Consider the following 25,512-nt stretch of genomic DNA (forward strand, 5'->3'; position numbering starts at 1 on the left):
TGTCCTTTCTATTCAATCGAGCTGGACCGGATGATCAGCTCAGGGTCAATCGTCACATCCTCGCTCTTACCGCCGCGCATCATCGAACACACGATACGAACAGCAGCACGACCAAGGCGGTCAAAAGGCTGACGAACAGTCGTCAGCGGAGGGGCATAGCAATCAGCGCCATCAATATCATCGAATCCAACGACCTTAACGTCTGTCGGAATCTTCGCTCCCCGTTCGTGAATCAATCGCATGGCACCAAGCGCCAACTGATCATTCGCTGTTTGAATTCCCTGGGGAAGCTCTGCCAGCGAGCGCATAGCGTCATATCCATCTTGCGAGTTCCACGAATATGACTCGATCACTTTGCCTTCGACTCCGTGTTCTTCGCACGAGAGTTTAAAGCCCTGCAAGCGCATGGAAGCATCAGACCAACCCGACGGGCCCGCAACATGAACGATGTCGGTAATCCCTTGATTCAGCAGATGATCAGTCGCTAGCTCTGCGCCTCGAACATTATTAATGGACACTGTCGAAATTCCATCCAAATCGTGTTCGCTAGTCAGCACCAAAACCGTCGGAACCCGCTTGCCAATCTGAATGGCAAGGTCAACGCTCGGGTCCTGTCCAGCAAGGATCACAACCCCATCAACATCGAATGGCGCCACGTCGTTATGCAGTTCACCATTTGGCACATATGCGTTTGAAAGCGACACGTGATAGCCGGCTTCAGAACCTGCATTCAAAACCGAAAGCAAAACCCTCGCATGCCCGTGAAACATCGGGGCAGCCAGCAAAACGTGCAGAACGCCCGTCCGATTCGACGCAAGCGCGCGCGCCGCGTAATTCGGTCGATACCCAACTTCAGTAAGGATCAAGGAAATACGCGCACGCGTCGCATCCGCAACCTCAGGATCACCGCGAACAACGCGTGAAACGGTATTCGATGAGACGCCCGCTAAACGCGCAACGTCTGCTAGCGAGACCTTCTTACCTGTTGGACGGCGTGTGGACATGGGTCTTTGCCGTTGCCGCAATCATCGCGGGGCGATCCGCGGGATCAAGGTGTCCAAGAAGTTCGAGTTGAGCAAGAAGCGAACCGAGAGTTGAAGCTTCAATCGGGCCGGCAACAACACGAACCTGCGCCGCTTCTGCCGTGAGATCGCACAGCAGGTGGTTGCGGGCACCTCCACCCACAAGGTTCAGCTGATCGGGTCGCTCTCCTGAAATCTGAGTCAGCTCATCAATCGCACGCGCATAGCGACGAGCGAAGGATTCGATAATCAGGCGAACGTACTCGGGCATCGAGGTCGGATGCGGAGCACACTGGTCATCGAGGGCAATATCAATCTTCTGTTGCATCTCACCAGGCTCAGCAAAGCGCGGGTCATCCGGGTTGAAGAACACGGTGCACGGTGCACATTCACGGGCCTGCGCGACAAGCTCATCCGTATCAGTCGGAGTTCCTTCACGCTCCCACTGACGCTGGATTTCCTGAAGAATCCACATACCCGTGATGTTGAAGAGCGGGCGAACTCCCCCGTCAGTGCGAGATTCGTTCGTCAAACCACGTTCGTATGCAGCATCCGAGATCAGCGGGTGATCCTCAAGAGCACCAAGAACTGACCAAGAACCACACGAGAGGAAGTACGCGCGGACGCCTTCATCAATGGGCAGACCGTGAACTGCGCATGCGGAGTCGTGTGCACCACCGCGGACGACGGTCAGTTGCTCGAGGCCTTCGACGGTGCACTGCCCAACAGCGGTGAGGTCGTCATTCAATTCACCAACCCACGAGCGATCCAAGCCGAGGCGTTCGAACATGGCGTCGTTGAATCGTGGTGAGCCCGGTTCACATAGACCCGAGGTAGAGGCGATGGTGCGCGACCAGCCCTTCACTCCGGAAAGCTTCCAGGCGAAGTAGTCAGGAAGGAAAAGAATCGAGTCGGTCTTGGCAGCAAGTTCTGGATCTTCCAACGTAAAAGCCAGAAGCTGGTTTGCTGTGTTGATCGTTGCCGGGGCGATACCCGACATTTCAAAGAATGTGCGATCATCAACGCGCGAGCGGAATTCTTCGTGTGTGCGCTCGGTGCGCTCGTCGCGGTAGGCACGAACCTTGCCAACTCGCTCGTTATTTGCATCGAGGGGAACGAAGTCAACACCCCACGTATCCACGGAAACAGACACCGAGTCCGGGAATTGTTCCACTGCCTTTTTCAAACCGATAACGGTCTGTTCCCACATCGTGTCAACGTCCCAAGTCAACGAACCCGTTTCGTCACGGATTGCCTGATGCTTGAAACGGTGAACGTCAGTGATCTCAAGACGGCCATCAACAATAGTTCCAGCTAGAACTCGACCCGAAGCGGAACCGAGGTCAACAGCAAGTGCGGTGGTCATTAAACGGGTCCTTCCTGGTACGGCAGGCGGGATGCTCATTTCGCGTCAATGCGAAGTGGCGACTTTGAGTGTTTTATAGCTTTATGGTCCGCGTCATCATTGAACGCTTGGGTGACTCTCAACATTGAGAGTCGGTGCGGTGGGTGAGCCCTAATGGGCTCACCCACCGCTTTGACTTTCGTCAGCTAACTGCGACTAAACAATCAGCGGTACATCGGACCGAAGGTCTCGCATGCACGGTAGTCCGCGCCTTCGAGATCAACGGTACCGAACAGCGACCATGCCTTCGGGCGGAAGATCTTTTCTTCCGGAACGTTGTGCATGTTGACCGGGATACGGAGCATCGAGGCAAGCGTGATGAACAGGGCACCGTTGTGACCGTAGGAAATCGCGCCGTGGTTTGCGCCCCAGTTGTTCATGACATCGTAGGTCGTCTTAAAGGCACCTTCACCGGTGAGGTTCGGAACGAACCAGGTAGTCGGCCATTCGATATTCGTGCGCTCTTCGATGGTGTAAGCAACTTCGTCAGGAAGCTCGACGGTCCAGCCTTCGCAGATCTGCATGACTGGCTTGCCGGCAACCAGGTTAATGCGAATCATGGTGACAGGCATTTCACCTTCAGTGCGGAAGTGAGTCGAGAAACCACCACCGCGGAAGTAACCTGTCGATGCTGGGTGGAAGGTGGTTGCCTCAAGGGTTGCCTTCTGGTCTTCTTCGGTGACCTCCCAGAACGGCTTGATGACGGGCTTACCGTCACGGGTTGCCTTGCCAGCACCGTCAAGGGTGGTGGAACCGGAGTTGCGCAGGTCAAGGAAGCCCTGTGCCGCGCGCCCTTCCGGCTTCCAGCCGGTGACGCGCTCGACGGACTCGGGGCTCCAGTAGGTGCGAACATCGGAGAAGATCTGGGGCGTATTGGTCAACAGGTAGCCAAACAGCATCGAAGCACCGTTGAGCGAATCGTTCTCGGTTGCAAGAACGTTGGGCTGACGCGGACCGGTCCAGTCGAAGTTCGTGTTCAGAATGGTTTCCATAACGTCACCATTCGGGAAGTGGTCGGTCCACTGGCGCTGTCCTTGGAAACCTGCGGCGATAGCACCGTGGCCACCAGCTTCTTCTTCAAAACCGAGCTCTGCAAGACGTGGGTTGCCGTTCATCAGGTCGCGACCGATCAAGGTCATCTTAGTGACGAACTTCCACCAGTCCTCATGCTTCTCTGGGAACTGCCAATCTTCGGGGTTCCAGTCCTTGCCCTGCTTGAAGTTCTCGCGGATCCAGGTGTAAGCCCTCTCGTATTCTTCCGGATCGTAGATGCCTTCTTCAATGCGGCGGGCGAACTCGGACATGTCGATGTATTCGTTGCGCATTCCAAGGTAGGCACCGAAGAAGTCAGGGTTGACGACAGAACCAGCAATACCCATGGAAACCGAGCCCATGGACAGGTATGCCTTGCCACGCATCTGGGCAACTGCAAGACCAGCGGTAGCGTAGCTCAGAAGACGCTCACGAACATCTTCCGGAATGGAATTGTCATCGCCATCCTGGACATCCTTGCCGTAGATGCCGAATGCGGGGATACCGATCTGTGCGTGCCCAGCAAGAGCTGCTGCCAAGTAGACAGCGCCGGGGCGCTCGGTGCCGTTGAAGCCCCAGATTGCGTGCGGCATGGTGGCATCCATGTCCGTGGTTTCAGTGCCGTAGCACCAGCAGGGGGTAACGGTCAGGGTCAAGCCGACATTGTTGACGCGGAACTTGTCAGCGCAAGCCATTGCTTCGTGGACACGACCAATGGTGGTGTCAGCAATGACGCACTCGACGGGGGTGCCGTCGGTGTAACGGAGGTTTTCGGAGAAGAGCTTGGCAACAGCCTCAGCCATGCCCATGGTCTGCTCTTCGAGGCTTTCGCGGACACCGCGACGGCGACCATCGATTGCCGGGCGGATACCGATGCGGGGGTGATCAGTCATTTGTTCCCTCATTCCTTGATCAAAACTTCATTGTTGAGTGGGGGGCGATTCACACCCCTCGGATCCTACGTGTGAGTTGGGGCGGGCCCGAGTGAATGAGCCCACCCCAACTCAGTCAACATCACTCGTAGAGGTTCGGAGCGACCTTGTCAGAGTCGATGTTGGATGCGTCGTACCAGTAGAAGCCGGAGTCAATCGTCTTCGGGAGTGCGATGCCGTTGATTGCCTGGATGGCTGCAGTGACGGTCTTGTAGCCCATGAGCTTCGGTGCCTGGGTGATGGCGCCGGCCTGCGTGCCGTCCTTGATTGCAGCGATCTGGGTCTTGCCGGAGTCAAAGCCGACAACGGTCAGGGTCTTGCCGGACTCGTTAGCACCCTGGATGGCGCCGGAAGCTGCTGCTTCGTTGGAGCCGTACATGCCGACGATGTCGTCGTTTGCCTGGATGATGGCCTTGGAGGTGTCAGCTGCCTTGCCGACCTCGCCTGCAATCTGCTCTTCGAGGAGCTTCAGGCCCTCGGGTGCGTTGGCCTTGAAGTATTCCTTGAAACCATCGCAACGCTGCTTGCCGGTGGTGGAGGTTGCGTCGTGGCAGATCACGCCGACGGAGCCGGTCTTGCCATCGAGCAGTTCGATCATGTGCTTTGCGGCCTCAGCTGCTGCTGCCTTGTTATCGGTCGAAACCGTGGTCAGCGGGAGGTCGGAGTCAACACCGGAGTCGAATGCGACCAGCGGGATGCCTGCGGACTCAATCTGGGTGAGTAGCGGGGTTGCTGCGCCCGAGTCGAGAGCTGCAAGGCCGATAGCTGCCGGGGAGGTGTCGAGTGCTGCCTGGAGCTGGTCGAGCTGCTGGGTCACCTTGGTCTCGTCGTCCGGGCCGACGAACTGGATCTTGTAGTTGAACTCCTTGCCGGCGTCCTCGGCGCCTTCCTTCACTGCCTGCCAGAAGCGGTGCTGGAAGCCCTTGGAGACGAGGTAGATGGTCTTGGTGCCATCGCCAGCAGGAACTTCGTCAGACTGCTCGGTGACCTCTTCCTTTGATGCGGAATCGGAGCCCGATGCCGCTGCGTCGGAACCCGACTCGGAGGTGTTCGAGGTGGAGCAAGCTGCCAGGCCGAAGGCCATGGTTCCGGCTGCTGCGACTGCAACGATACGGCCGATGGGGCGCATGTGTTTTTCCTTTCGTGGGGGCCAAGAAGACGTTTGCCTTCTTGAGGGTGTGAATCAAACGCCTATGTAAGATTCACGGATTCAATTGGTTTTATCAGGCTGCGTTCTCGCGAGCGCGGCGGATGTTGTCAATGAAGACTGCGAGGAGAACAACGATACCGGTAACGACCAGCTGCCATTCAGAAGCAACACCCATCATCGTCAGGCCCTTCTTCAGGGTTTCCATGATGAGTGCACCAACGAATGCACCTGGGATCGATGCGCGGCCACCGGAGAGTGACGTGCCACCGATAACGGTTGCTGCGATGACGTTGAGTTCGAAGCCGACGCCTTCAGCGGGCTGGACGAAGCCGAAACGTGCCGAGTAGAGGATTGCGCCGATTGCCATGAAGACACCAGCGGTGATGTAGATGATGACCTTCCAGAGGCGGACGTTCACACCGGAGAGGCGGGTTGCTTCCTCGTTCGAGCCAATGGCCAGAGCGTAACGACCAAGGAGGGTCTTGTTCAGCAGGAACGCTGCAAGAATCGTCAAGATGATGAAGATGACTGCTGCGTTCGAAACGCCCGGGATGATCGAACCGGTGGATAGTGCGATGTAGCCAGGGTTTGCGATCGAGATCGTGGACTTATCGGAGATGATCAGTGCCAGACCACGGGCCACCATCATCATTGCCAGTGTTGCAATGAACGGCGGAAGACCGAGAATCGAGATGTTCAGGCCGTTGATCAGACCAACGAAAGCACCGAACAGGAGAACGAGGATAAGACCGACCCCCAGGGGCAGGTTCAGCCAGTCAGCCGACAGGAAGACACCGGCCATAACGGCGACGAGGGTCATGCCCGTACCGACCGAGAGGTCAATGCCGGATGTTGCGATAACGAACGTTGCGCCGAGAGCCATCACGCCGGTGTAGGCGGCCTGCAGAAGAATATCGGTAAAGATCTTCGGCTGCGCAAAGTTCGGGGCTGCGAACATGAAGTATGCGTAGATGATGACCAGTGCGATGATCACCATGACTAGCTGCATGTTCGATTTGAAGAAGGCTGCCACCGGGCTGGTGGACTTTTCCGCCTTAGTAGCTGCGGTGCTCACGCGAGAACTCCATTCGCTTCTTCCTGACCAACGGTGGCCAGTTCCATGATGTTTTCCTGGGTGGCGACCTCGTTGTCGAGTGTGCCGATGATGCGGCCGTGGGCCATAACTGCGATGCGGTTTGCCAGGCGCAGAACCTCAGGCAGTTCGGAGGAGATCACGATGATCGCCTTGCCCTGCTTGGCAAGAGCCTCCAGAAGTGTGTAGATTTCATCCTTCGCGCCAACATCGATGCCTCGGGTCGGTTCGTCGAAGATCAGCACGTCGGAGTCGCGGACAAGCCACTTGGCGATAACGACTTTCTGCTGGTTACCACCAGAGAGGGAACGAACTTCAGTGTGAATCGAAGGGGTACGAGTGCGGAGCTTCGCGACGTATTCCTGAGCTACTGCGTCGATCTTCTTGGAGTTGATGACGCCGGCACTGGTGAATTCGCTCATCGTAGCCATTGCAGTGTTGTCTGCGATGGTCTTGTCGAGAAGAAGACCGAACTGCTTACGATCTTCGGAGAGGTAGCCGATGCCAACCTTAACGCCGTCAGCTGCGTTGCGGATCGAGACCTTCTTACCGTTGATGTAGACATCGCCGGAAGTATGGGGGTCAGCACCGGAGAGAGCGCGAGCAACTTCGGTACGACCTGCGCCAACGAGACCTGCGAAGCCGAAGATTTCGCCCTTCTTAACCTCGAAGGACACATCGTGGACGGCCTTCTTCGTGGACAGGTGCTCAACCTTCAGAACTGCTTCGTCAGACAGAGGCTTAGTGGTGGGGCGAGCATCAGCCGGAACCTCGCGACCAACCATGAGGCGAATAACCTCGGAGAGTTCGGTGGCCTTGGTATCGACGGTGCCGACGTACTCACCATCGCGCAGAACAGAGATGCGGTCAGTGAGCTCCTTGAGCTCAGGCATACGGTGCGTGATGAAGATCAGGCCGGTTTCCGGAGTAATGAAGTTGCGAACGAGCTCGAACAGGGATTCGGTCTCAGTCGTGGTCAGAGGAGCTGTGGGCTCGTCCATGACCAGGATCTTCGTTGACTCGTAGGAAAGTGCACGGGCAATTTCAAGCATCTGCAGACGGGCAACCGTGAGGTCACGGCAGGTGTCCGCCGGGTTCAGGTCCATGTTCAGGCGCTCGAACAGCTCCTTAGCATCCTTGTTGAGCTTGCGGTCGTTGATGACCGAGCCTTTGTGGGAGCCAGCACGACCGATGTACAGGTTCTGCGCAACCGTGAGGTCTGGAATAATGTTGAGCTCTTGGTGAATGATGCTCAAACCCAGATCACGAGCATGGTTGGCGTTCTTGACATCAACCTTCTGCCCCTGGAGCCAAATCTCACCGCCCGGATCCGCCTTATGGATACCAGTGAGAACCTTCATCAGCGTCGACTTACCGGCGCCGTTCTCACCACAGAGACCCAAGATCTCGCCAGCGTTAAGGTCAAGGTCCACGTTGGACAACGCCTTGACGCCAGGGAATGTCTTTGAGATCCCCTTTAACTCAAGTAACTTTGTCACTTCTCACCCCTTGGGTACCGATCACTACAGTGTGGCCGGAGTTTGTTATCTGAAACTCGTTAGCGCTACCGAAACAAGCCCCAGGAATCGCCCTCATTGGCGTGTGATAAGCCTACGACAACTGAGAGCGCCTTTGAAATCGAAAATGACGCTCCGTTATTAAATCGTTACCGCTAACGAAAAGGACTCGCGAGATATCAACAAAAGCACCCCGAGAGCTTTCACGCACTGACCTAACGACCATTTCAATTGGACATATTTGCATCTCCAACCTGCAAAAATCTGTCAACAAACAGCAGATTCCAGTGGGGACGATTCACTACACACGAACGCAAGGGAGCGAGTTGCGTTCGCCCCTCCGCTAGTCAACGACGAGGCCGGGCACATCAAATAGCGACTCCCCCACAGTGCCCGAAGGCACGAGCTATAGAGGCATGAAACTGGGGATAATGCCCGAAAGTCAACACCCCTTAGAAAACAAGCCCAAAAAGCTAACTAAACCCCTCATCACAAAGCACCCTGGCCAAAACACCAAAATTAAGACACAAAAATGGGCATTAGTCCCAAGAAACTGGGGCTTCAGTGAGTAACTCACTGAAGCCCCAGTTATGTGGCTCCCGCGACTGGATTCGAACCAGTAACCGTCCGATTAACAGTCGGATGCTCTGCCGTTGAGCTACGCGGGATTGCGACCTGTTAATTATGCCGAAGTTCAACCGCTGATTGCAAATTGACTCTGCGTGGTGCGCGCCTCATTTTGAAACACAGCATAAACAGGACCTCATCAGGCAAAAACTGTCCCCCGGGAATCACTCCCAGGGGACAGTTTCAAGCGAATGAATCGCTGAAGCGTTTCTTACCTTCTATGCGCACAAAGACACGTCAGGTAAGAAGACGAAATCACTTAAGGGTGACCTTGCCGCCTGCTTCTTCGATTTCAGCCTTTGCCTTCTCAGCGTCGTCCTTCTTGGCAGCTTCGAAGATGGTCGACGGTGCGCCGTCAACAAGATCCTTGGCTTCCTTCAGGCCGAGACCGGTGAGGTTCTTGACAGCCTTGACAACTGCGATCTTCTTATCACCTGCGGACTCGAGGACAACCTCGAACTCGTCCTTTTCTTCAGCAGCTTCAGCAGCAGCCGGAGCAGCAGCAACGGCGACAGCAGCCGGAGCAGCAGCGGTGACGTCGAAGGTCTCTTCGAAGAGCTTGACGAAGTCAGAGAGCTCGATGAGGGACATTTCCTTGAAAGCTTCGATGAGCTCATCGTTGGAGAGCTTTGCCATGATTGGCATCCTTCCTAATTGGCCTGCCTTGCGAGCAGATTGTTGGTGAGTTCCACGCGGTTACGAATCGAACGCGCGGGGCCTGTCGCTTCAGGCCGCTTCGCCCTGCTGTGCACGCAGAGCATCGATGGTGCGCACCGTCTTGGACGGGAGCGCGTTGAATGCGTACGCCGCCTGCGAAATCTTCGCCTTGAGGGCGCCGGCAGTCTTGGCCAGCAGAACCTCGCGGGATTCCAGATCAGCAAGCTTCTTAACACCCTCAACGGACAGCGCTACGCCATCCATTGCGCCCGACTTCAGGACGAGCTGGGGGTTTTCCTTGGCAAAATCACGCAGCGTCTTGGCAGCCTCAACAGGCTCACCGGTGACGAAAGCAATAGCGGTCGGACCCTTCAGGTCCTCAGCGAGGAAGCCGAGGCCGACTTCCTGTGCCGCCAGCCTTGCCAGCGTGTTCTTCACCACGGCGTAGCTCGCGTTTTCGCCCAGTCCGCGACGCAGCTGCTTGAGCTGGCCAACGGTCAGGCCGCGATACTCAGTGAGCAGGACAGCGTCAGACGCGCGGAAACGTTCCACGAGTTCGGCAACTGCTGCTACCTTGTCAGACCTCGCCATGGTCCTCCTTCCAGATAAGTGACCACCGAGTAATGAAAAAGCCCGACACGTAGGTTCGTGTCGGGCATAAATGTCCGGTGTAGTCATTGCTGACTAGTCACTCACCTACGTCGACAGCTTTCGCATTTCATCTCAGTTTCCTGAGAAACCGACGGTCTTCGGCAGTGACCAGACTAGCAGGATGGGGTGAAGCAAATCCAGTCGCGACGATGTGCAGTAGGGCACGCAGACCTCAATACTCACTCACACAACCCATGAACATAAAACGTGAGTGGGCTTGATTGGTGTTTAAGCCAATCAAGCCCACTCATACGTCAATGTTTCATTCCCCTACAGGGAGTTCAACATCAGGAAGCGTCAGCAGTTGCGACGTTCTTCGTCTTCGTGGCATCGAGCGGGATGCCCGGGCCCATCGTGGTGGAGACGGTTGCCTTCGAGATGTAGCGCCCCTTGGCGGAAGCCGGCTTCAGACGAAGGATTTCGTCCAGGACAGCGCCGTAGTTCTCGGCGAGCTGTTCTGCGGTGAAGGAGGACTTGCCAACAATGAACGCAAGGTTCGAGTGCTTGTCGACGCGGAACTCAATACGACCACCCTTGATCTCCTTGATCGCCTTCGCGACGTCCATGGTGACCGTGCCGGTCTTCGGGTTCGGCATCAAACCACGCGGGCCGAGGACGCGACCGAGGCGACCAACCTTGCCCATGAGGTCCGGGGTTGCAACGGCGACATCAAAGTCGGTGTAGCCCTTAGCAACCTTTTCGATGAGCTCGTCGCCACCGACCTCGTCAGCACCAGCGTCGATTGCATCCTGCGCACGCTCACCAACAGCGAAGACCAAGACCCGGGAGGTCTTGCCGGTGCCGTGAGGCAGCGAGACGGTGCCACGCACCATCTGGTCAGCCTTGCGAGGATCAACACCCAGTCGGAAGACGACCTCGACGGTCGAATCGAACTTGGTGACGGTGGTCTCCTTGGCCAGCTTCATGGCCTCGAGAGGGGTGTAGAGAATGTCCGCGTGAATCTTTTCAGCCGCGGCGCGGTAGCTCTTGGAGCGCTTAGTCATTCTGCTTCTTCTCCTTGCAGTTGTGGGTTCCGGGCAGCGCATGCCCTACCACGGGAAATAGTTTGGGGTCAGCCTTCGACGACGATGCCCATGGAGCGGGCGGTGCCGGCGATGATCTTGGCTGCGGCTTCGATGTCGTTCGCGTTGAGGTCGACCATCTTTGCCTGTCCGATTTCGCGAGCCTGGTCCATGGTGATGGAGCCAACCTTCACAGTGTTCGGGGTGCCGGAGCCCTTCTGGAGGCCAGCGGCCTTCTTGATCATTTCGGAAGCCGGCGGAGTCTTCAGAACGAAGGTGAACGTACGGTCTTCATAAACGGTGATTTCAACCGGAACGATCGAACCGCGCTGCGACTCAGTTGCAGCGTTGTAGGCCTTCGTGAACTCAACGATGTTCACACCGTGCTGGCCCAGTGCAGGACCAACCGGAGGTGCAGGGGTTGCGGCGCCGGCTGCGATCTGAAGCTTGATCAGGCCGGTGACCTTCTTCTTCGGTGCCATATTTCGGGTCTTTCTTGTTCAATTACCAGAAGAACGGAATTCCTTCTGGTTGCATGTAGAGGCAGGGCGCTGAAGGCGCACTGAACCCACTACACACGAAGTGCAATGCTATCGCGCACCCGCCCATGTTCCCAAGTTCGGGTGCGCGACTTCACTCTTTGGTCAGTCTTCGCGCTTGGCAACCTGGTCGAAACCAAGTTCAAGCGGAGTCTCGCGTTCGAAGATCATGACGAGAACCTTGAGCTTCTCGGTCTCGGGCGAGATCTCGGAAATAGTCGCTTCCAGCGACTCGAACGGACCATCGATGACGGTGACGATCTCGCCAACCTCGAAGGCCACGCGGATCTCTTCCTTGACCTGAGCCACGGCAGGGACCTGCGGGCCAGCTTCTTCAAGGATGTTGTACTTCAGCAGATCAACGACCTCATCGATGCTGAGCGGAACCGGGTTGTGCTGGTCTCCTACGAAGCCGGTAATAGCCGGGGTGTCCTTGACCATGCGGTACGACTCTTCATCAAAGTCCATGCAGACGACGACATAGCCAGGAATACGAACGTGGCGAACACGCTTCTTCACCGAACCACGGAACTCGGTGATGTACTCATCCGGAACCTCGACGCGGAAGACCTTATCGGTCATGTTCTGGCTTTGAACGCGTTGTTCGAGGTTCGCCTTCACCTTGCGCTCGTGACCGGAGTAGGTGTGCAAGACGTACCAGTCACCGGGGATCATCATGATCTCGTTGCGGAACTTCTCGAGGGGATCAATGTCGCCAGATTCTTCGCCAGATTCAGCTTCTTCAGCTTCAACCGGCTGCTCAACGCTTCCGGCTTCTTCTTCCGCCGCTTCAGCGGGGTTTTCGGTCAGTTCAGCCTGGGCGGCCTCGTCGATTTCGACAGGCAGATTCTCTTCACTCACGCGTTCCTCCTGGGTGCTAGTTTCCTAGCAGAAAATTGAGTGCCGAAGGCTAGAAGAAACCCGCCTGCAGTATCTGCGGGCGGGTTCGCATCAGCTTCAGCTGAATATCAGTGCGTTCAGTTTACCGAATCCAAGATCCAAAAGACCAGTGAAAGCCATGATTACGGCCACAAAAACGACCACGACAACGAAGTAGGTCCACGTTTCAGAACCACTCGGGTAGACGACCTTCTTCATTTCTTCAATCACTTGAAGGAAGAAAGTCCACATCCTCACGAAAATATTCGGCTTCTTCTGAGCCTCTTTTTCGTGGGAGTCACGGGACGGCGTAGCGCCAGACTTCGTGCGATCTGTTTTCGCTGGCATGTGTGATGCCGTTGCGTCAGCCACGGAACCCCTCCTGAATTCGTGCCCAGAATATGAGTGGCAGGGCAGGCGGGACTCGAACCCACAACCGCCGGTTTTGGAGACCGGTGCGCTACCAATTGCGCCACTGCCCTACTGCACGCCGTAGAACGTGCGGGAACGAGTTTATGGAAAATCTCTTCAACTGTCCAACTGGGGAGTGTCGCAAACTGCTTGATATTCGGAATTAGACTACCGAACAGCCCCATTTAATGCGACGATAGTCCTATGAGCACAACACCTCGATCGCGCGTCAGCGCACGCTTTTCCGCTATCACCCCTTCAGCCACTCTCGCGGTTGACGCGAAAGCGAAAGCCCTGAAGGCTGCGGGTCGTCCCGTCATCGGCTTCGGTGCAGGTGAGCCGGACTTCCCCACCCCTGACAATATTGTCGAGGCCGCCGTCCGCGCAGCGCGCGAGCCGGCGATGCACCGCTACACTCCGGCGGCCGGCCTTCCAGCTTTGCGCGAAGCAATTGCCGCAAAGACTCTGCGCGATTCCGGCTACGAAGTTGATCCGTTGCAGGTGCTGGTCACCAATGGCGGTAAGCAGGCCGTATTCCAGGCTTTCGCTTCCATTTTGGATCCGGGGGACGAGGCTCTTCTTCCGACCCCCTACTGGACGACCTATCCGGAAGTCATCAAGCTTGCCGGCGGTGTCACGGTTCCCGTTTTCGCTGGTGCCGATCAGAATTACAAGGTAACCGTCGAACAGCTTGAAGCTGCTCGTACGGAAAAGACGAAGCTTCTATTGCACTGCTCACCCTCGAATCCGACCGGCGCTGTTTACACTCCTGCAGAGGCTCGCGCGATTGGCGAATGGGCTCTTGAACACGGCATTTGGATTATCACCGACGAAATCTACGAGCACTTGCTCTATGAAGATGCCGAGCCGGCTCATATGGTGAAGCTTCTTCCAGAGCTTGCCAATCAGACCATCGTGTTGAACGGCGTGGCGAAGACCTACGCAATGACCGGCTGGCGTGTTGGTTGGATGATCGCTCCGACTGACATTGTGAAGGCTGCAACCTCGTTCCAATCGCATTTGACCTCGAACGTATCGAATATGGCTCAGCGTGCAGCCTTGGAAGCTGTCACTGGCCCTCTCGACGCTGTTCATTCCATGCGTGAGGCATTCGACCGCAGGCGCAAGACCATGATCTCGATGCTTTCCCAAATCGACGGCCTCGATGTTCCGACCCCGAAGGGCGCGTTCTACGCCTACCCGAACGTCGAGGGCATTCTGGGTCGCGAAATCCGTGGCAAGGTCCCCACAACGTCGGCTGAGCTTGCCGACCTGATCCTCGAAGAGGTCGAGGTTGCTGTGGTGCCCGGCGAAGCGTTCGGCCCATCTGGCTTCATTCGTCTCTCCTACGCCCTGTCTGACGGCGACCTTGTTGAAGGTGTCGGCCGCATTCAGGAGCTTCTGGCGCAAGCGCACTGAGGCCAGGCCTTACTAGCACCTCCCCAGGACAGGACCTCGCGCCCAGGATCTCGAACCCACACAGTGTCTGTATTCTGTTCACGCTTGACATGTCTGGACGAACGGACGGCTCTGAGAACCGCACAGGTTCTCAGAGCCGTCCCGTATTCTGCACACACTGCCTTCCACCTGCCACAATAGAGTGCATGAATATCCAGTATCGTTCCGCGTCAACGCTCGCCCCGAAGGGCACCGTCTTGCTCTGCCACGGATATGCCGAGCACTCGGGCCGTTTTCTTCCCCTGCAAGACGAACTTATTGAAGCTGGATACGACATCGCGTTCTACGATCACTATGCTCACGGCACATCCCCAGGCCCACGTTCGCAGGTTGATGTTGGACGCCTGATCAAAGACCATCTAGACGCTCGACGCATTGTGTTGGCGCACGCACGCACATCAGACCTCTTCCTCTTTGGTCATTCCATGGGTGGTTTGGTTACCGCCGCATCGCTTCTTCTGAACCCCTCGAACGTGAACGGTGCGATCTTGACGGGCCCAGCATTCCGCCCGCTTCCTCCGTTGCCGGCTGGCGTGGCTCGCTTACTGCTTCCGCTTGCGCGCGTTTTCCCCGCTTTGACGGCGCAGAAGCCTCGCTCAGCAGATGACCCTTCCGTCCTCTCTCGCGACCCCAGAGTCCAAGAAGCGTTCGATGCTGATCCACTCAACTACACGGGTGGCGTTCCTCTGATCACGGGGGCAACAATGATCACTCAGGGCGACCTTGTCTTGAAGAATGCTCACCGCGCCAGGACTCCTATGCTGATCCTTCACGGAAACGCAGATAAGTTGGCATCGTTGAACGCTTCAAAGACTTTCGTTCAGAACGCACTGGCATCACACCCTGATGCTGATATTCACCTACGAATCATTGACGGCGCGTACCATGAGGTCCTCAACGAACCCGAGGGTCCAGGCCTGATTAAAGACATCGTCGCCTGGCTGGACAGGCACTGATGTCCCAGTTCGTCGCCTCGTCGCCTATCCACCGATTCACTGACCAGGCCAAACGCGCACGCCCAACCCAACCGAATCTGACTGCCCCGGCGCACCAAACATCTGGTCGACGCGATTTATCGCGCCTACCGAAAGCGCATCTGCACCTGCATTTCACTGGAGCAATGCGCCCGCAGACTCTGATTGACCTGGCCAATGAGCAGGGCGTTCGCTTGCCCAGCCACCTTCTGGCCATCGACCCGTTAAAAGTCCCCGCCGACGGACGAGGCTGGTTCCGCTTCCAACGTTCCTACGATTCTGCGCGTCATCTGGTGCGCTCAGAATCCGCCATGCGACGCATCGTCCGCGAAGCTGTAGAAGACGACGCGAAAGAGGGCTCGGTTCGCCTTGAAATGCAGGTGGATCCGACCTCTTACGCCCCGTGGGTTGGTGGCATCACTCCGGCCCTCGAAATCATCCTTGACGAGGCCCGACAGGCGTGGCGCGATACGGGCGTGGAAGTGGGAATTATCGTTGCCGCATCGCGTATCCGACATCCTCTTGATGCCCGAATTCTGGCACGATTAGCCGCGCAATACGCTGGCGAGGGTCCAGGCAAGGTCGTCGGTTTCGGCTTATCGAATGATGAACGCGTGGGCACAACCAGCGAGTTTGGCGCGGCCTTCGGCATCGCACGGCGCGCAGGATTGGCTTCTCTTCCCCACGGTGGCGAACTGCTAGGACCCGAGTCGGTACGCAATGTTGTCACCGCACTCAACCCGGCACGACTCGGCCACGGCGTGCGTACGACGGAAGATCCAGACCTGCTTCGCAGGCTCATTGACGAAGGCGTTGCTTTCGAAGTCTGCCCGACCTCAAACGTCCATTTGGGGGTCTACCAGGACTTTTCACACGTTCCCCTGCCCGTTTTTATGAAATACGGGGCAACGGTGGCACTGGGCGCAGATGACCCGCTGTTATTCCGTTCGCGACTGATCCAACAGTACGCACGAGCACGCGACACCTTTAGTCTGTCCGATCAACAGATCGCAGACTTGGCTTCTCAGTCAATCAACGCTTCCCTGGCATCAAGCGCTTCGAAGAACCAATGGCACGCCCACATTCAGGCGTGGCTCAACACACCCCCATACGACGGTCACAACGACTAAGCGGGAGCCTCGCAAGCCGTCGGGAAAGGCAGAAGCGGACGCTACCAGCTGATCCCAACCGTGACGGGCTCGGGAACCAAGGTGATGCCGAATTTTTCTTGAACGCCGGCGCGAACCGCGAGCGCAAGCTCGACGACCTCACCGCTGGTGGCATCCCCGCGGTTGGTCAGGGCAAGAACGTGTTTCGTTGACAGCGAGGCGCCGTTTTCGCGCGCTCCATCCACTGCCCAGCCTTTCGTGAAGCCCGCGTGGTCGATCAACCATGCAGCTGACGTTTTCATCATGCCATTTCCGGCGTCAAAGCGTGGGGCCTCGGGTGGGAGCGTGGCAACGGTTTCGGCATCGACGATGGGGTTCGTGAAGAAGGAGCCAGCACTCCACGAATCGTGATCGTTGGGGTCGAGCACCATACCCTTTGACGTGCGCAACTCAAGGACAGTATCACGCACACGCTGAGCATTCGCGCTCTGCCCTTGTTCAATGCTCAAGCGATTCGCGAGTTCGCGGTACAGGACGGGCGCGGACTGATCGGAGATTGTGAGGCGGAACGTGGCTTCGAGGACAACCCAACGCCCGGTCGGACCCCATATACGTCCCTGGTCGTCACCTTCGCGGACTGAGCGCTTAATAATCGACTCACGGTAGACGAGATCCAGTTCAGATGCATTCAAGCGCTTCTCACACTGTTCACCGCGATCCCAGACGTCAACGTAGGCAAGCGTGTCAGAGATCTCGTGACCGTAGGCTCCAACGTTTTGAACAGGCGCAGCTCCGACGGTTCCGGGGATGCCGGACAGGGCTTCGATGCCCGAGAGGCCTTCGGCAAGGGTCCACTGGACGAATTCGTCCCAGACGGTGCCAGCAGTCGCCGTGACGAGAACGGTGTCATCTGAGCTCTCATAACGAGTGATCTGCTGACGCCCATCTTTAACGACAATGCCTTCGAATGGGGCATCGGAGGCAAGAGTGTTTGAGCCACCCCCGATCATCAGAATCGGGAACTCATCCTTGTCTGCGCTGTCAAAGGCCGCAATCAGATCGGAACGTGAATCGGCAAGAATATAGGTAGCGACCGGACCCCCAACGTGGAAGGTCGTCAGTTCTTTCAGCGTCGTCATTGCCATTAGAGCTCCCTTATCAATTACTGCCTCTATCCTACGGCCAGGTACCACCCGCTAGTCTTCGGCAGGCTCGATTCCACGCTTGAGACACATGGACTCACTCAACCGAAAACGCAGTGGTCACATCACGGTCATATTTTCATTAAAACCGTCTACGAGAGACTCTCGCTCACACAAGCGACCTTTTTCCCAAGAAAGAACAAAGCAACTAAGGTATGACTTAGTTAGATGCACACCTCTTGGCTCCGTTCGACTTTTCCGCACCTTATGCGCTGGTACAGATGATGGATTCACGAGGGCGTGCTCGATTAATTCGACGACAGGATGGTCATGCAGCACGAGAACGAGCACGCTCATCACCACGATGACACTCACGGTCACACACATAGTCACGGGGCGAATGCGTCACGCACACGCCTTGCGATCGCACTTGGCATCACCGCATTCATTCTGGTGAGCGAAGTTGTCGTCGCAATCCTGACCGATTCACTGGCTCTTCTTGCCGATGCCGGTCACATGACAGCGGATTCTGCGGGCCTCGTATTGGCGCTTGTTGTCGCCCACCTGGCTCATAAACCTGCGACCGACCGCTCAACGTGGGGGTTGCGTCGCGCCGAGATTATCGGCGCGGCTATCCAGGCTGGCGGGCTCGCCGTTATCGGCATCATCGTTGCCGTTCGCGCCACGATAAACCTCGTCAACCCGCCCCAGATCGAATCTGGCGGAATGCTCATCATGGGCGTTATTGGTTTGGTCGCGAACGTCGCATCCCTGCTGGTTCTCATGGGTGGTCGCGAAGCGAACCTCAATATGCGCGCCGCTTTCTTGGAGGTGACGAACGACGCCCTAGGGTCGATCGGCGTTATCGTCGCTGCCGCGGTTATCCATTACACCAACTGGACCCGAGCGGACGCCCTCGCTTCCCTGTTGATCGTCGTACTCATCTTCCCAAGGGCAGCACTTCTGCTTCGTAGCGCCGGCATGGTTCTGATGGGATTTACTCCCGAGAACCTCGACCTTGCCGAGGTGCGCGATCACATGCTCCGCATCGAAGGCGTCGAAGCAATCCACGACCTGCACGCGTGGACCGTCGCGTCGGCTATGCCCGTCCTGACAGCACACATCATCATCAGCGAAGAGGCTTTCCAGGCTGGCAGAAGCGAGCAGATTCTTGACCGCCTACAAAACTGCGTCGCCAAGCACTTCCCCGTTGAAATTAAACACTCCACATTCCAGCTTGAGACTGCCGAACACCTGGGCCACGAGCAGATTGAGTGCTCATAAAACCTTAAGACAAAAGGGTGTAACGAGAGCCGCCTATCGGACTCGAACCGATGACCTGCTGTTTACAAGACAGCTGCTCTACCAACTGAGCTAAGGCGGCTTCGACAATTCAACGAATCGTCATCACATAGTGTGCCATGAAGTGCGGGGTCCCGACCAATCGGCCGCGACCCCGCACTTCACGTTGGTCAGTTCTTCGAACTCATCTCAGGCCAAGTCCTGAACGCAAGGACGCCATGATCGAAGCAGAATCAGAGCCCGACAACGTCAGCAGGTCCGTGTGATCCTTAATGAACTCCGGTGTGCCTTTCGACTCACGGTTCGTGAAATTCGCGTTGCTCCACGTGTCGGTGGCGGTTGTCAGATAGTCGGTGACCGCGTTCACGGGCAGGGACGAAACCACGTCAGAGGAAACACCCACCTGAGAAGCGATCGTCTTCACCTGTTCCCAGGACTTCGTCGCATCCTGAATCACCGTACCGTTACCAGCCTTGAACTGGCCAGCAAAGTACGCCATCAGCCCCTGGTGAAGAGCCCCCCAGTGCTCAGGATCCCGCTGAGCAACAATCAGCGAAGCAGAGGTAGCGGCATTCGCGTATTCCATGCCGACCGTCCTCACGGGCTGGAACTCAATGTTGTATTCGCCATTGTCAGCGCCTGCGATCAAGTCTTCGCCAATCAGAACCTCAAGATTCGCGCAGTGGTGGCACGAGTAGTCGAAGTATTCGGTAACGGTCGGAAGAGAGTCATCAACCTGGCCGACACCAAGATGCGAGTAACGAATCGGCTGACCCGACGCGTAGTCACCCAAGTAATCACTGGGGTTCGCGCTCTGCGCTTCATTCTTTGCAGAAAGCTGCTGAGAAATAATCACACCAACGGTCGCAATCACTGCGATAACGATGACTGTAACGACTGCGATGATGATAGAACGTGTGCGACGCTCAGCCTTTTCCTGCGCTTCGCGCATCTGCTGAGCTTTCGCGCGCACGGAGGTATCCGTTACCTTCTTGCCTGCCATGGTTTTCCTTTCACAGGTCACATCTTTAAGGCAACCCTACCTAGCGCTAGGCGCGTATGCAGTTCAGAGCGCGCCTCCGGTGACGAGGAACCATGTGGCACCTACCACGCCAACAGCAAGGAGGCCAGCAATCGCACGCACCCACACTGGGCCCAGCAGTCGCCTGACCGCAATGCTGGTTCCAACTCTCAGATCGGAAGAGGTTGGCATCAACCACGCTGAAACGATGGTCGCCAGGACAACGATCCACACGCCGATCGAGCCAATCGGTTCGGTCACTAAGGGGTCGAGTGTCGCATTCGGATCGGATGCCAGGACAACGTCCAGTAGACGCATCCACTGTCCGCTTCCGCCGTGAGCAACCGCGTAGAGATTCCAGGCAAGATACGGGACGATTCCGCCGACAGTCATCCCAAACACCACCTGCACCAGAGCGCGAATAAGGAGCAGTGGCGACGAGGCCACGGTCGCAGCGGTATCACTGGATCGCGCAATGCCAGCCCGAACACGGCGGTTTTCTCTATGTCGATGGAACGCGCCACCAAACGCCATGAAAAACATGAGCACGATGACCGTAGCAGTCCCCATCACTCCTGCGAACATGGGGATGAGAGCAAGTGGCATCGCAATGATGCACCCGAAGATCCACACGATTCTGGGAAGGTCAGCTTCATATCCCAGATCCTCATACGGGTCATCGACATCGAATTCATCCGACCCCGGAGCCGTCCACTGACCCGGAACCGCCACCGCATGAGGATCTACGTATCCGCCGACGGCCTGCCCATACATGCCAGCAGGTGCGCCATTCGGGTAGGTCAGCGGTTGAAAGTCCGCGGTGTTGCTGACCGTTTGCCCCATTCCCAGTTGGGGAATTGACGAGGCCGCGCTCCCCACATTCCACTCATCAGTTTCAGGGCGCGGAAGGAGCCTCGTCGATGGGTGAAGCGGAGAATCCCCAAACTGAACAGTTTCGTCGTTATTGGACCACGCCAGCATCCCTGACGAGGAGGCGACAACGCGGGGCTCATCTGCGACAACGGGGCGGACAGCGGAAACGTAGGGGTTCGCGAAGGCAGCGCTCCAGTCAAGCTGGTTGATCGACATGACGTCGCCGGGAAAACCGTAAAGTTCGACTAACGTTGCGACGACCTCGTCGGGTTCGGGGCGAGAATTCACGTCCGGAGACAGAGCCTGGTGAATGATCTGCGCAAATGAGAGCGGAAGTCCCTCAGTGTCCGGCTCGCCCGTCAGAACACGAGCAATAATCGCCTGAACATCGCCCGTGCCGTACGGAGGACGCCCGGTCGCAAGCGAGAGCAGGGTCGCCGACCACGCCCACCAGTCTGAATCATCGTCGGCCGGGCGAGCACGCAACAGCTCTGGAGCCGTGTAACCGGCAGTACCTGAAACCAGACCGGTGCGAGTGAAATGCTCATCCGCTTCACTCATTGCGATCCCGAAGTCAATCAGAATCGGGCCGTGCGGAGAACAAATAACATTCGATGGCTTGATATCGCGGTGAACGATCCGCGCGTCATGGACAGCCATCAATGTGCGCGCGAGACTGGCTGCAATCGCCGCGATCAACTCCGGCGCAAGCGGCTGGCCATTCATCAACGAGGCCAACGTCGGGCCCTCTACATATTCAGTCGCAATGAAGGGCTGCGAGGCATCGGTTTCAATGTCAACGACGTGGGCAACCCTGGCGGAGCGAACCGAATTCACGGTCGCAGCTTCACGTTGCAGGCGACGGCGAGATTCTTCGTCGGCGGCCAAAGCAGGGTGCACAAGCTTGAGGGCAACTCGATCGCCGCCCTCGTCCTCTGCAAGCCACACGGTACCCGCGCCACCCGTACCCAGCTGGGATACGAGCGTGTAGCCACCGATCTGATCGCCTTCATTCACCCGTTCAGATTACAAGGAGCCATGGGCAGATCGATTGAACAAACTCCGTGCGACGGTGAACAAGCGCAGTCTCAACAACACGCCACGCGGTGAACAAGCGCGGTGGGTAATGCGCACGACACACTGAAACCTGTTGCATAACCACGCCGTGTGCTAGGTTGAGAAAGGTTGCTCGCACGAGGAACCCGCCAGTGATGACGCTGGTGAACATCGACCCACTCGGATCGTCCGGCACGTACCTGCCGGTGGGAAGGAAAATGAATAATGGCAACTGTTACCTTTGACAAGGCAACCCGTATCTACCCGGGTAACGACAAGCCCTCGGTCGACCAGCTGGACCTCAAGATCGAGGACGGCGAATTCCTGGTCCTCGTCGGCCCGTCCGGTTGCGGGAAGTCCACCTCCCTGCGTATGCTCGCCGGCCTCGAAGAGGTCAACGGCGGTCGCATCCTGATCGGCGATAAGGACGTCACCAACGTTCCGCCAAAGAACCGCGACATCGCAATGGTCTTCCAGAACTACGCGCTCTACCCGCACATGACCGTCCGTGAAAACATGGGCTTCGCCCTCAAGATCGCCGGCACCCCGAAGGACGAAATCAACAGGCGCGTTGATGAAGCCGCACGCATCCTCGACCTTGAGCCCTACCTTGAGCGCAAGCCGAAGGCACTCTCCGGTGGTCAGCGTCAGCGCGTCGCCATGGGGCGCGCAATCGTTCGTAAGCCTCAGGTCTTCCTCATGGACGAACCCCTATCGAACCTCGACGCGAAGCTCCGCGTTCAGACCCGTACCCAGATCGCTTCTCTGCAGCGTGAGCTCGGCGTCACCACCGTGTACGTCACCCACGACCAGACCGAAGCTCTGACCATGGGCGATCGCATCGCCGTCCTCAACAACGGCCTCCTCCAGCAGGTCGGCACCCCGCAGGAAATGTACGAGCGCCCGGCAAACGACTTCGTCGCAGGCTTCATCGGCTCCCCGGCTATGAACCTCGGCTCGTTCACCGTCGACGGCACCAACGCTATCCTCGGCCCGGCACGCGTTCCGCTCTCGCAGGCAACCCTCGACGCCCTCACTCCGGCAGACGGTGGCAAGATCACCATCGGTTTCCGCCCTGAAGGCCTCGAAGTTGTTTCCGAAACCGAAGAAAACACGATTCCGATCGAAGTTGAATTCGTTGAGGAACTCGGCTCGGACGCCTACGTTTACGGTCGTCTTGCAGGCTCTACCGAGGGCCTCGGATCCACCGACGAAGGCTCAACGAAGCAGATCATCGTTCGCGTTCCTCCGCGCACTGCTCCGGCTCGCGGCGGCGTGATCCACGCTCGCATCCGCCCCGGCCAGCAGCATAACTTCTCTGCTGCAACCGGTATGCGTCTGCCTGAGTGATTCATCCACAGTTGGCCCCGTTCTCGTTGATAGTGACGAGGCGGGGCCAACTCATATCCCTGACGCCTGACCAGTGCCCCACTTTTGGTGGGTTGGCGCTTTCATTGGCGCTTTCTCCTCAATAATTGCGTCCCTTTAAGCAATGAGAGAATAGAACTATGTCCGAATCACTAGAGATCATGGCCGCGACCGTTGATCCCTCGCTTCTTGATCTTCCTTGGGAAATTCCGCTGGAAGAATGGCCCGACGAGATCCTCGCGGCTCTCCCCCGTGGCATTTCTCGCCACATCGTGCGATTCGTGAACCTCTCTGACCGTGTGATCGCCGTAAAGGAAATTGGCCCGACCGTCGCACATCACGAGTACGAGATGCTTCGTGACCTCTCACGTCTTGGTGCCCCTTCCGTGCTCCCTACCGCAGTGGTCACCGGTAGGCACAGTGTTGACGGCGAGGAGCTCAATGCCGTCCTGGTCACCGAACACCTGCAGTTTTCCCTGCCCTACCGTGCTCTGTTCAGCCAACACATGCGCGCTGACACGGCAACACGTTTGATTGATGCCCTAGCGGTACTGCTTGTTCGCCTGCACCTTCTTGGTTTCTACTGGGGCGACGTTTCACTGTCGAATACTTTGTTCCGTCGAGACGCCGGAGCATTTAGTGCCTACCTGGTGGACGCAGAAACCGGCGAGCTCCACCCGAAACTCACCTCTGGCCAGCGCGAGTACGACGTTGATTTGGCACGAACTAACATCATCGGCGAACTCATGGATCTTCAGGCTGGAGAGTACTTCCCCGAAGACGCGGATCCCATTGAAGTTGGCGACCGTATTCGAAGCCGCTACGACGAATTGTGGAATGAGCTGACCGGAACAGAACTCATTGATTCTTCCCAGAAGTGGAAGGTTGCTCAGAGAATCGAACGCCTCAATGACCTGGGGTTCGACGTTGCTGAATTGAAGATGACATCGGTTGCCGGATCAACCGAACTGATGATCCAGCCGAAGGTCGTTGACGCCGGACATCATCATCGCAAGCTCATGCGACTCACCGGCATGGATGTTGGCGAGCACCAAGCACAACGCTTGTTGAACGACATCGCCACCTACCAAGCCACCTCGGGCACCCCGAACATGCCACTCGAATTGGCCGCACACCAGTGGTTGAACAACGCCTTCGAACCCGTCATGCGAGCAGTTCCAGCCGAGCTGAAAACCAAGCTCGAACCGGCTCAGATCTACCACGAGTTCCTTGAACACCGCTGGTACCTGGGCGAACAAGCCGGCCACGACGTTCCCCTCGAAGAAGCGATCGACTCGTACGTTGAAAAGATTCTTACCGCCAAACGCGACGAAGAACGCTTCATCGACCAGACAGAAGAAGAAACCACCGCCGCATCAAACCCTGACCTCTGGTAAGAACAAGCGGTCTAGCCCCCAAGCGACTAACGTTGCAGGCAGACAACTGAACGAGAACACCCAAAAGGAACACGCATGGCATTCCCCAGGATTTTCGCGCACCGCGGAGCCTCATCATTGGCGCCTGAAAACACGATCGCCTCCTTCGCGAAAGCAGCGGAGGTCGGTGCCCGCTGGTTCGAATTCGACGTCGACGTCATCGGCGACGGATCTTTGATCGTCATCCACGACGATAAGCTTCAACGCACAACGAGCGGCAAGGGTGGCTACTACAACCTCAGCTTCTCCGACATTCGCACACTTGACGCCGGAAAGTGGTTCTCTGACACCTACCGGTTCGAACGAATCCCAGAAGTAGCTGACGTCATCTCATTCGCCAATTCGGCAAACATGGGCATGAACCTCGAGATCAAGCCCTGCTATGGTGGCACCGAACTTCGCGAAAAGCTGATCGAGAACCTCGCTGTTGCAGTTGATTCGGTCGCGAACACTGAGCGCTTCATCGTTTCTTCCTTCGACCACGAGGCCCTCGCACGCTTCCACGCTATGCGACCGAACATTAAGCTCGGTTGGCTGTTCGACCGCGAAAACCAACCCGGCCCCACCTGGCAACAGGGAGCTGATCTGCTGAGATGCACCGCAATTCACCCCGATGTCAACGGCCTCACCCCTGAAGAGGTCAAGGAAATGCGCGACGCAGGCTTCGACGTCAACGTCTGGACAGTCAACGATGTGGATCAAGCTCAGGAGCTCGCATCATGGGGCGTCACCGGTATCTTCACCGATCGCCCACAGGACTTCCCCGCTGAAGCACACGCGCTCTAAAACGTGCGTTTTAAAGCGCCACGTTCCTGACGTAACGCACCGGGGTCGGC

General features: G+C 57.1%; 22 protein-coding genes and 3 tRNA genes. 7 read left to right on the top strand and 18 right to left on the bottom strand.

Annotated features, from left to right (window positions below):
* Positions 1–8: 8 nt before the first annotated feature.
* The 14 genes from QP381_RS07900 to QP381_RS07965 form a co-directional block, all read right to left on the bottom strand.
* Complete coding sequence (locus QP381_RS07900; RefSeq protein ID WP_006680220.1) at positions 9–1,004, bottom strand: LacI family DNA-binding transcriptional regulator; 996 nt, start codon at positions 1,002–1,004, stop codon at positions 9–11.
* Complete coding sequence (locus tag QP381_RS07905) at positions 979–2,388, bottom strand: rhamnulokinase (RefSeq protein WP_006680221.1); 1,410 nt, start codon at positions 2,386–2,388, stop codon at positions 979–981. The genes QP381_RS07900 and QP381_RS07905 overlap by 26 nt, the downstream gene beginning before the upstream one ends.
* A gap of 203 nt (positions 2,389–2,591) precedes the next feature.
* A complete protein-coding gene (locus QP381_RS07910; RefSeq protein WP_006680222.1) occupies positions 2,592–4,352 on the bottom strand; it encodes an L-fucose isomerase in 1,761 nt (586 codons plus the stop codon).
* Between the two features lie 121 nt (positions 4,353–4,473).
* Complete coding sequence (locus tag QP381_RS07915) at positions 4,474–5,520, bottom strand: ABC transporter substrate-binding protein (RefSeq protein WP_006680223.1); 1,047 nt, start codon at positions 5,518–5,520, stop codon at positions 4,474–4,476.
* A gap of 94 nt (positions 5,521–5,614) precedes the next feature.
* Positions 5,615–6,616 (bottom strand): ABC transporter permease, encoded by a 1,002-nt coding sequence (locus tag QP381_RS07920; protein WP_006680224.1) that lies wholly within the window; start codon positions 6,614–6,616, stop codon positions 5,615–5,617.
* Positions 6,613–8,133, bottom strand: coding sequence for a sugar ABC transporter ATP-binding protein (locus QP381_RS07925; RefSeq protein WP_006680225.1), 1,521 nt, complete (start codon positions 8,131–8,133; stop codon positions 6,613–6,615). The genes QP381_RS07920 and QP381_RS07925 overlap by 4 nt, the downstream gene beginning before the upstream one ends.
* Positions 8,134–8,744: 611 nt before the next feature.
* Positions 8,745–8,819: transfer RNA gene (locus tag QP381_RS07930), tRNA-Asn, on the bottom strand.
* 214 nt (positions 8,820–9,033) lie between these two features.
* A complete protein-coding gene (gene rplL, locus QP381_RS07935) occupies positions 9,034–9,414 on the bottom strand; it encodes a 50S ribosomal protein L7/L12 (RefSeq protein ID WP_006680226.1) in 381 nt (126 codons plus the stop codon).
* A gap of 90 nt (positions 9,415–9,504) precedes the next feature.
* Positions 9,505–10,026 (bottom strand): 50S ribosomal protein L10, encoded by a 522-nt coding sequence (gene rplJ, locus QP381_RS07940; RefSeq protein WP_006680227.1) that lies wholly within the window; start codon positions 10,024–10,026, stop codon positions 9,505–9,507.
* 347 nt (positions 10,027–10,373) lie between these two features.
* A complete protein-coding gene (gene rplA, locus QP381_RS07945) occupies positions 10,374–11,090 on the bottom strand; it encodes a 50S ribosomal protein L1 (RefSeq protein WP_006680228.1) in 717 nt (238 codons plus the stop codon).
* A gap of 68 nt (positions 11,091–11,158) precedes the next feature.
* A complete protein-coding gene (gene rplK / locus QP381_RS07950; protein ID WP_006680229.1) occupies positions 11,159–11,590 on the bottom strand; it encodes a 50S ribosomal protein L11 in 432 nt (143 codons plus the stop codon).
* 162 nt (positions 11,591–11,752) lie between these two features.
* Positions 11,753–12,508: a transcription termination/antitermination protein NusG gene (gene nusG, locus QP381_RS07955; RefSeq protein ID WP_179369930.1), complete on the bottom strand. Its 756-nt coding sequence runs from the start codon at positions 12,506–12,508 to the stop codon at positions 11,753–11,755.
* Positions 12,509–12,604: 96 nt separating this feature from the next.
* Positions 12,605–12,898 carry a preprotein translocase subunit SecE gene (secE, locus tag QP381_RS07960; RefSeq protein ID WP_006680231.1) on the bottom strand — a complete coding sequence of 98 codons (294 nt, stop codon included), beginning with the start codon at positions 12,896–12,898 and terminating at the stop codon, positions 12,605–12,607.
* A 34-nt stretch (positions 12,899–12,932) separates the two neighbouring features.
* Positions 12,933–13,008: transfer RNA gene (locus QP381_RS07965), tRNA-Trp, on the bottom strand.
* A gap of 133 nt (positions 13,009–13,141) precedes the next feature.
* Between QP381_RS07965 and QP381_RS07970 the strand changes: the two genes are divergently transcribed.
* The 3 genes from QP381_RS07970 (at position 13,142) to QP381_RS07980 (ending at position 16,499) form a co-directional block, all read left to right on the top strand.
* The gene (locus tag QP381_RS07970; protein ID WP_006680232.1) at positions 13,142–14,356 is read left to right on the top strand and encodes a pyridoxal phosphate-dependent aminotransferase; all 1,215 of its coding nucleotides are present in this window, start codon (positions 13,142–13,144) and stop codon (positions 14,354–14,356) included.
* Positions 14,357–14,541: 185 nt separating this feature from the next.
* Complete coding sequence (locus tag QP381_RS07975) at positions 14,542–15,351, top strand: alpha/beta hydrolase (RefSeq protein WP_006680233.1); 810 nt, start codon at positions 14,542–14,544, stop codon at positions 15,349–15,351.
* Positions 15,351–16,499 (top strand): adenosine deaminase, encoded by a 1,149-nt coding sequence (locus tag QP381_RS07980; RefSeq protein WP_285068355.1) that lies wholly within the window; start codon positions 15,351–15,353, stop codon positions 16,497–16,499. Before QP381_RS07975 ends, QP381_RS07980 begins: the two co-directional genes overlap by 1 nt.
* Positions 16,500–16,540: 41 nt before the next feature.
* Here QP381_RS07980 and QP381_RS07985 read toward each other — a convergent pair whose 3' ends face one another.
* A complete protein-coding gene (locus tag QP381_RS07985; protein WP_285068367.1) occupies positions 16,541–17,641 on the bottom strand; it encodes a UDP-N-acetylmuramate dehydrogenase in 1,101 nt (366 codons plus the stop codon).
* Between the two features lie 309 nt (positions 17,642–17,950).
* On the opposite strand from QP381_RS07985, the gene QP381_RS07990 reads away from it, so the two are divergent.
* Positions 17,951–18,904 (top strand): cation diffusion facilitator family transporter, encoded by a 954-nt coding sequence (locus QP381_RS07990; RefSeq protein ID WP_006680236.1) that lies wholly within the window; start codon positions 17,951–17,953, stop codon positions 18,902–18,904.
* Between the two features lie 27 nt (positions 18,905–18,931).
* Here QP381_RS07990 and QP381_RS07995 read toward each other — a convergent pair.
* The 3 genes from QP381_RS07995 to QP381_RS08005 all read right to left on the bottom strand — a co-directional run bounded on the left by QP381_RS07995 (position 18,932) and on the right by QP381_RS08005 (position 21,833).
* Positions 18,932–19,004, bottom strand: a tRNA-Thr gene (locus QP381_RS07995).
* A gap of 102 nt (positions 19,005–19,106) precedes the next feature.
* A complete protein-coding gene (locus QP381_RS08000; protein ID WP_006680237.1) occupies positions 19,107–19,925 on the bottom strand; it encodes a DsbA family protein in 819 nt (272 codons plus the stop codon).
* A gap of 63 nt (positions 19,926–19,988) precedes the next feature.
* Positions 19,989–21,833: a serine/threonine-protein kinase gene (locus QP381_RS08005; protein WP_285068359.1), complete on the bottom strand. Its 1,845-nt coding sequence runs from the start codon at positions 21,831–21,833 to the stop codon at positions 19,989–19,991.
* Between the two features lie 264 nt (positions 21,834–22,097).
* Between QP381_RS08005 and QP381_RS08010 the strand changes: the two genes are divergently transcribed.
* The 3 genes from QP381_RS08010 (at position 22,098) to QP381_RS08020 (ending at position 25,462) form a co-directional block, all read left to right on the top strand.
* The gene (locus tag QP381_RS08010; protein ID WP_179369937.1) at positions 22,098–23,222 is read left to right on the top strand and encodes an ABC transporter ATP-binding protein; all 1,125 of its coding nucleotides are present in this window, start codon (positions 22,098–22,100) and stop codon (positions 23,220–23,222) included.
* Positions 23,223–23,380: 158 nt separating this feature from the next.
* On the top strand, positions 23,381–24,637 hold the full coding sequence (locus QP381_RS08015) for a DUF4032 domain-containing protein (protein ID WP_285068363.1): 1,257 nt from the start codon (positions 23,381–23,383) through the stop codon (positions 24,635–24,637).
* 75 nt (positions 24,638–24,712) lie between these two features.
* Positions 24,713–25,462 carry a glycerophosphoryl diester phosphodiesterase gene (locus QP381_RS08020; protein ID WP_285068366.1) on the top strand — a complete coding sequence of 250 codons (750 nt, stop codon included), beginning with the start codon at positions 24,713–24,715 and terminating at the stop codon, positions 25,460–25,462.
* The last annotated feature ends 50 nt before the right edge of the window (positions 25,463–25,512 follow it).

This window comes from Pauljensenia sp. UMB6358 (genome assembly GCF_030216865.1).
Classification (GTDB): domain Bacteria; phylum Actinomycetota; class Actinomycetes; order Actinomycetales; family Actinomycetaceae; genus Pauljensenia; species Pauljensenia turicensis_A.